Source organism: Aquabacterium sp. UBA2148 (assembly GCF_002328915.1).
GTDB classification, from domain to species: Bacteria; Pseudomonadota; Gammaproteobacteria; order Burkholderiales; family Burkholderiaceae_C; genus Aquabacterium; species Aquabacterium parvum.
In genome coordinates this window covers 303-4,622 of sequence record NZ_DCXA01000067.1, presented here as the reverse complement: position 1 = coordinate 4,622, position 4,320 = coordinate 303, and the positions used below count along the sequence as shown (strand labels likewise).

Sequence of the window (4,320 nt, the reverse complement as noted above, 5' to 3'; positions counted from 1 at the left end):
CGGCGACCATCCACTTGATGTGCTTTTTCATCTCGCGTTCCTCAACAAGGTTGGTGTCGAAGCCGCTGGCAACTGCCCGGCTCCAACAAGATCGCCTGTCTCTGCTCAACTGCTTCAGTCGATCAGGCACATGTCCTGGCTCATCAACATGCTCTCGATGTCCAGGAGGATGACCATGCGCTCGCCGATCTGGGCCAGCCCACGGATGTAGGTGGCGTCGATGGCCGAGTTCATCTCCGGTGCCGGACGGACCGCATCGGAGGGGATCTCCATCACGTCGCTGACCGAGTCGACCACGGCACCGATGGTGCGCTGGCCGATGTGCAGCACGATGGAGACCGTGAAGGCGTTGTACTCGACCGTGGCGCAGCCAAAGCGCAGGCGCAGGTCGACGATCGGCACGATCGTGCCGCGCAGGTTCAGCACCCCCTTGAGGAAGTGCGGTGCGTTCGCGATGCGGGTCGGGTTCTCGTAGCCGCGGATTTCCTGCACCTTCAGGATGTCGATGCCGTATTCCTCGTCACCGAGGCGGAAGGTCAGGTACTCGCGCGCCAGTTCGGTCTGCACGTCCAGTTTTTCCATCATGCCCATGCTGTTCTCCTTGTGCCCTGCGTGTGCCCGGCGTCAGTGACGCGAGCGGCGCACCAGGCTGCCGACGTCGAGGATCAGCGCCACGCGACCATCGCCCATGATGGTGGCGCCCGATACATCGCTGACCTTGCGGTAGTTGGATTCGAGGTTCTTGACCACGACCTGTTGCTGGCCCAGCAGTTCGTCGACCAGCAGGGCCACTCGGCCACCTTCTGCTTCGACGACCACCATGATCCCGCTGTTGTGCTCCCAGTCGAATCGAGGCACCTGGAAGACCTTCTCCAGCTCGATGACCGGCATGTACTCCTCGCGCACCTCGACCACGCGACCCGAGCCGCCGACGGTCTTGATGACGTCCTGGTTGACCTGGAAGCTCTCGACCACCGAGGACAGCGGCAGGATGTAGACCTCTTCGCCCACCCCCACGCTCATGCCGTCCATGATGGCCAGGGTCAGTGGCAGGCGAACCGCCACGCGCATGCCGTAGCCTTCGGCCGAGTCGATCTCGACCGTGCCACCCAGCGAGGTGATGTTCTTCTTGACCACGTCCATGCCGACACCGCGGCCGGAGACGTCGGTCACTTCGTCGGCCGTGGAGAAGCCCGGCGCGAAGATGAGGTTCCAGACCTCGGCGTCGGTCATCGTGTCAGGTGCATCGATGCCCTTCTCACGGGCCTTCTTGATCAGCTTGTCGCGGTTCAGGCCACGGCCGTCGTCGCGCACTTCGATGACGATGGAGCCGCCCTGGTGCGAGGCGGCCAAGGTGATGGTGCCGACTTCCGGCTTGCCCTTGGCCAGGCGGTCTGCCGGCATTTCGACGCCGTGGTCGCAGGAGTTGCGCACCAGGTGGGTCAGCGGGTCGGTGATCTTCTCGACCAGGCCCTTGTCCAGCTCGGTCGCCTCACCCTGGGTGACCAGCTCGACCTTCTTGCCCAGCTTGTTGGCCAGGTCGCGCAGCATGCGAGGGAAGCGGCTGAACACCGTCGACATCGGAATCATCCGGATCGACATCACGGCTTCTTGCAGGTCGCGGGTGTTGCGGTCCAGGTCGGTCAGGCCCGAGACCAGTTGCTGGTAGACGACCGGGTCGAGACCGCGGCTGTTCTGGGCCAGCATGGCCTGGGTGATCACGAGTTCGCCCACCAGGTTGATGAGCTGGTCGACCTTCTCGACCGACACGCGGATGGTCGAAGTTTCGGGGCCGGCAGCGGGCTTTTCAACCTTGGCAGCGGGCTTGGCTGCAGCGGCCACGGGTTTGAGCTGCGGCGCCTCGGCGGCAGCAACCGGTGCAGGCTTGTCGGGCGAGCCGGGGGCGTTGTCAAAGAATCCGTAACCCTCTGGTGCCTTGGGCGCTTCAGGGGCATCGAAGAATCCATAACCGGCGTCGGCAGCAGGCTGAGCGGTCTCGCCCATTGCCAGGAATGCCACCTGCTCACGGGCCACATGGAACGTGAACAGGTCCAGCAGTTCGGACTCGGGCGTGCGGGTGATGACCTTGAAGCGGCGCACGCCCACGAGCATGGCGTCATCCGGCAGAGGCTCGATGGTGCCAAGGTCGACGATTTCCTTGAACAGATCAACCAAGTTGTCGGCTTGAGATGGGTTGTCCAGGGGGCCCACACGCAGCTCGACGGTGCGCTGGCCATCGGGCGCAGCAGCAGCGACGGCGATGGGAGCAGGCGTGGCGGCGGGCTGAGCAGGCGCGGGCTTCTGAGCCGCAACGGCGACCACCGGCGCATCGCCAGCGACCATGGCGCGGATGTTGACCAGCAGCTCAGATGTGTCGATGGCATCGGCACCTGAGCCCTGATGACGACCCAGCATGGCCTTGAGCGCATCGCCCGACTGCAGCAGCACGTCGACCATCGGCGCCGTGGGCGTCAGCTCGTGGCGACGCAGCTTGTCCAGCAGCGTCTCCATCTGGTGCGTCAGCTCGGCCACGTCGCTGAAACCAAACGTCGCGGCGCCACCCTTGATGGAGTGCGCGCAGCGGAAGATGGCGTTGAGCTCCTCGTCGTCGGCGGACTCGATGTCGAGCTCCAGCAGGAGCTGCTCCATGTTCTCCAGGTTCTCACCGGCTTCTTCAAAGAAGACCTGGTAGAACTGGCTGAGGTCGATGCCCGCGGATGACGTGCTGTTGTCGGTGCTCGTGTCTGCCATGTCTGGCTCCAGATGTGTAACGGGTGGGCCGATTCGCTCGGTCGGTCAGGCGCTCAGCGGATGACCTTCTGGATCACTTCGATCAGCTTGTTCGGGTCGAACGGCTTGACCAGCCAGCCCGTTGCGCCTGCAGCGCGGCCAGCCTGCTTCATCTGATCGCTCGACTCCGTGGTCAGGATCAGGATGGGGGTGCTCTTGAACTGGGGCGACTCACGCAGCTTCTTGGTCAGGCTGATGCCGTCCATGCGGGGCATGTTCTGGTCGGTGAGCACCAGGTCGAAGCTGCGTCCACCCGCTTTCTCCCAGGCGTCCTGGCCGTCCACGGCCTCGATGACGTTGTAGCCCGCGCTCTTGAGCGTGAAGGAGACCATTTGACGCATGGATGCGGAATCGTCGACGGCAAGAATCGAGTGCATGGCGCGCTCCGTTGCTGGATGAGTGTGATCAGGAGGGAATCGGTGTGTTGAAACCTGTCAACGGCATGGTTGTTTTCGGCAGGTGGTAAGTCATTCTTTAGAACAACTCCACCGAGCCGGCATCCATTTCGTCCTGGGTGACAGGGTTGGGCTTGAGCGGGCCTTCTTCGACCACGGCAGCCCCGTCCGGGTCGTCGTCGCCCAAGGCATCCCGGGCGATCTGGTCAGCGCAACTGCGCAGGCGTTTGTTGGTGTGGGCGATCAGCTGGGTGGCCATGTCCTGGAACTGCAGGGCCGTGACGGCCTTGTACAGGGTCTGGCGAACCTCGTGCAGGTGCGGCGTGATCTCGTGCCCCTGGTCGATGACCGTGCCGAGCTGGCCTGCCGAGGTGTGAAAGCCCTCCATCAGGGCCTGGCAGGCGTCGTCCAGCAAGCGCTGCAGGCGCTCCAGGTCGTTGGTGGCCGTCATCATGTGATCCTGCAGCTCCGCGGCCAGCAGCAGAGGCATCTCTGGCGGCCGGTCCGTGCCGGGGTCTTCGTAGCTCATCGTGGCTCCACTCAACCGGATTGGGGGGCGGTCATGCTCAAGTCATGACCGGACACATGGGGTTCTCGGCAGGTTTTCGCAGATCCTTAGGCCTTTGCATAATCGGACCTTGCGCTTTAGCCGGTTGGTACAATTTTTTCCACTTCTCGCCGGTCGGTGTTCAAAATGACGCGGGAAAACTTGGCTCAAATCGAAGGATCGGAAACGCACCTGTGCCAGAGTTCTCACACTCGCCCACACCGAATCCCCCGGCAAATGGGGCTGGCACGGGCTTGCCGCCCGTTCGCTTGAAGGTTCTGCACCTCGAAGACAACGAAGGCGACCACGCCCTGGTGACCGCCCACCTTCGCCGAGGCGGCATCGAGGCCGACATCACCCGGGTCGAGACCGAGCGGGCCCTCATCGAGGCGCTGGCGGAGGACTGGGACCTGATCCTGTCCGACTACAACCTGCCTGGCTACTCCGGCCTGGCGGCGCTCGACAAGGTGCGCGCTCTGGGCAAACTCGTGCCATTCATCCTGGTTTCGGGCGAAATCGGCGAGGACATCGCCGTCCAGGCCATGCGCAATGGCGCCAACGACTACCTGCTCAAAAGCAACCTGGCCC

The 4,320-nt window shown here is 63.6% G+C and carries 5 protein-coding genes; 1 reads left to right on the top strand and 4 read right to left on the bottom strand.

What is annotated here, in order from left to right; all coding sequences use genetic code 11:
- Positions 1 to 114: 114 nt before the first annotated feature.
- The 4 genes from B2W70_RS03705 to B2W70_RS03690 all read right to left on the bottom strand — a co-directional run bounded on the left by B2W70_RS03705 (position 115) and on the right by B2W70_RS03690 (position 3,714).
- Positions 115 to 591 carry a chemotaxis protein CheW gene (locus B2W70_RS03705; RefSeq protein ID WP_058087972.1) on the bottom strand — a complete coding sequence of 159 codons (477 nt, stop codon included), beginning with the start codon at positions 589 to 591 and terminating at the stop codon, positions 115 to 117.
- Between the two features lie 33 nt (positions 592 to 624).
- Positions 625 to 2,751, bottom strand: a complete 2,127-nt coding sequence (locus B2W70_RS03700) for a chemotaxis protein CheA (RefSeq protein WP_058087973.1) — start codon at positions 2,749 to 2,751, stop codon at positions 625 to 627.
- A gap of 53 nt (positions 2,752 to 2,804) precedes the next feature.
- Positions 2,805 to 3,167, bottom strand: a complete 363-nt coding sequence (locus tag B2W70_RS03695) for a response regulator (RefSeq protein ID WP_058087974.1) — start codon at positions 3,165 to 3,167, stop codon at positions 2,805 to 2,807.
- Between the two features lie 97 nt (positions 3,168 to 3,264).
- Positions 3,265 to 3,714 carry a hypothetical protein gene (locus tag B2W70_RS03690; RefSeq protein ID WP_058087975.1) on the bottom strand — a complete coding sequence of 150 codons (450 nt, stop codon included), beginning with the start codon at positions 3,712 to 3,714 and terminating at the stop codon, positions 3,265 to 3,267.
- Between the two features lie 287 nt (positions 3,715 to 4,001).
- On the opposite strand from B2W70_RS03690, the gene B2W70_RS03685 reads away from it, so the two are divergent.
- On the top strand, positions 4,002 to 4,320 hold a 319-nt coding region (locus B2W70_RS03685), incomplete at its 3' end, for a response regulator (protein WP_286742977.1).